Origin of the sequence: Dietzia sp. HMSC21D01 (genome assembly GCF_001815995.1) — a bacterium.
GTDB lineage: Bacteria > Actinomycetota > Actinomycetes > Mycobacteriales > Mycobacteriaceae > Dietzia > Dietzia cinnamea.
Genome location: NZ_KV823657.1, coordinates 1 through 2,713, shown reverse-complemented (window position 1 = coordinate 2,713; position 2,713 = coordinate 1). Strand labels below are relative to the sequence as shown.

The window sequence follows — 2,713 nt, the reverse complement described above, 5'->3', positions numbered from 1 at the left end:
CTGCGCGCGGGCGAGCCCGACCCGACGCGCCTGTCGATCACCGTGCTCGGCGCCGAGGCGGAGGAGCCGTACAACCGCATCATGCTCTCCCACGCCGCCGCGGCGTCCGGGGCTGCCGGGGCGTCCGGGGCTGCCGGTGGCGCGACCCCGGTCGCGCGGCTCAAGCCCGCCGGGTGGTGGGAACGCCACCACATCGCCCTGCACACCTCCACACATGTCACGGCGATCGACCGCGTCACGTGCGAGGTCGAGCTCGCGGGCGGTGCGAGGACCGGCTACGACCACCTCGTCCTGGCCACCGGCGCCGCGCCCCGCATCCCGCCCGTCGACGGCATCCGCTCATCGGACGGCGGTCTCGCGCCCGGTGTGTTCACTCTCCGGGACGCCGCGGGTCAGAGAAAGCTGACTGCCCATCTCGCCGCCCACCCGGGGCCCGTCGCGATCGTCGGTGCGGGCTTCATCGGCCTCGAGGTCGCCTGCGCACTGGCCGCGGCCGGGCACGACGTCGTCGTCGTCCACCCCCGCGCCTGGCCCATGAACGGCTGCCTCGACGCCGGCGCCGGCGCCGTCCTGGTCCGTGCCCTCGCCGCGCTCGGCGTGCGGACGGTGACCGGCGCGCGCGCCACGAGCTGGGACGGGTCGACGTTACGACTCGACGACGGCGAGGTGTACTGCCGCACCGTCGTCCTCACCGCCGGGTCCGCGCCCCGGACGGACCTCGCGCGCGACGCCGGCCTGGAGGTGGGCCACGGCGTGGTCGTCGACGACGAGCTCGCGACCAGCGATCCCGCCATCAGCGCAATCGGCGACTGCGCCCAGCACCGGGGCGTCGTCAGCGGCCTGGTGGCCCCGGCGTGGGACCAGGCCGTCGTGCTGGCCGCGCGGCTCGCCGGCACCGATCCGCACGCCCGGTACGTCGGCGGTACGCAGGTCACCAGACTCAAGGCGCACGGGCTCGACGTGGTCGCGCTGGGCGAGCTCGCGGAGGACGTGTACGGCTCGGCGGGCGGCGACGACGAGCCCACCGAGGTCACGACGCTGAGCGAACCCGCGCGCGGCCGCTACGCCCGCGTCGACGTGGTGGCCGGCCGCGTGGTGGGAGCCGCACTGATCGGCCACCCGGAACCGGTCGGCACTCTCACACAGTTGTACGAGAACGCCCTACCCGTGCCGGACGACGTCGTGTCGGTGATCCTGGGGCGCGCGGAGGCGGTGGCCGCGCAGACGCCGTCCACCATGCCCGCCGCCGCGGTGGTGTGCCGGTGCAACGGCGTCAGCAAGGGCGACCTCGTCGCGGCATGGACCGACGGCGCCCGTGACCGCGACGCGCTGGCCGAGAGCACCCGCGCCGGGACGGGCTGCGGCGGGGGTTCGGCCGCGGTCGAGGGGATCTGCGGATGGCTCGCGGCGGCCGGGTAGGGCGCGGCGGAGAACTCCCCGGATCAGAAGAGGAGAACTGGGATGAACCCAGCGACCGGCGGGCGGCGAAACACCCCGGCAACAGAGATCGGCCATGATGAGGGAGTGACCGATTCCGACGTGACCTCCGCCGGCCCCGATCTCCCGCTCCTCGGGCGTACGGTCGCCGTCACCGCCGCCCGGCGTGCCTCTGAGCAGCGCACCCTGCTCGAGCGTCGCGGCGCGACCGTCCTGCACGCGCCGGCCATGCACATGATTCCCATCGCCGAGGACACCGTGGTGCGTGAGGCCACCGAGCGACTGCTGGCCGCGCCCGCCGACCTCATGGTGCTCACCACCGCCGCCGGGGTGCGTTGGTGGTTGCAGGTGTGCGAGGAGTGGGGCCTGGCCGGGGAACTGCTCGAGCTGATGGCACGGATCCCGCTGTACTCGCGCGGTCCCAAGACGACCGGGGCGATCCGGGCCGCCGGCCTGCGTGAGCACGCCTCCGCCGTCAGCGAGGCCAGCCCGGAGCTGCTGGAGATGCTGCTCGAGCGGGGAGTCGCGGGTCTGACGATCGGCGTGCAGGTGCAGGGTGCGGGTTCCGGCTGGAACCCCATGGCCCCCCTGCTCGACGGCCTGCGGGACGCGGGCGCCGACGTGATCGAGGTGCCCGTCTACCGCTGGGAGCTACCCGAGGATCTCGCGGCGCTCGACGAGCTGGTCACGACAATCGCCCGTCACGGAGTCGACGGCGTGACGTTCACCGCGGCGCCGGCGGTCGTGGCCGTGCTCGCGCGGGCGGACGCGCTCGGGCTGTTCGACGACCTGCTCGACGCGCTGCGCGGCCCGGTCGCCGCCCTGTGCGTGGGCCAGGTGACCGCGGCCCCGCTGGCCGACCTGGACGTGCCGTTCACCTGCCCTGATCGGATGCGCCTGGGTTCGCTCATGCGGCACACCACCGACGAGCTCGCCGCCCGGACGGCGCCGATCGGCGTGGCCGGGCACGAGCTGACCGTGTGCGCGGCGGCGGTGCTGGTCGACGGCCGACCGGTCGAGGTGACGCCGGCCCAGCTCGCGCTGGTGCGCGCGCTCGCGCGTCGGCCGGGGGCGTGCGTGAGCCGGGACGAGCTTCTCGCGGCTCTGCCCGGAGACGGCACGGACCCGCACGCGGTGGAGACCGCGATGGGTCGACTCCGCCGGGCGCTCGGTGTGCCGGACCTGGTGACGACCGTCGTCAAGCGCGGTTACCGACTCACCATCTGAGCGAACGCGGCGGGCGGGCCCGGGCGAGGCGGCGGCGCGCGGGCGGCCG

2 protein-coding genes are annotated in these 2,713 nt (G+C 75.0%); both read left to right on the top strand.

The window, feature by feature from the left end; all coding sequences use genetic code 11:
* Positions 1-1,419 (top strand): FAD-dependent oxidoreductase (locus HMPREF3086_RS01410; RefSeq protein WP_070719774.1); only part of this gene is annotated, 1,419 nt, incomplete at its 5' end.
* A gap of 105 nt (positions 1,420-1,524) precedes the next feature.
* Positions 1,525-2,664 carry a uroporphyrinogen-III synthase gene (locus tag HMPREF3086_RS01405; RefSeq protein ID WP_244881707.1) on the top strand — a complete coding sequence of 380 codons (1,140 nt, stop codon included), beginning with the start codon at positions 1,525-1,527 and terminating at the stop codon, positions 2,662-2,664.
* Positions 2,665-2,713 lie beyond the last annotated feature (49 nt).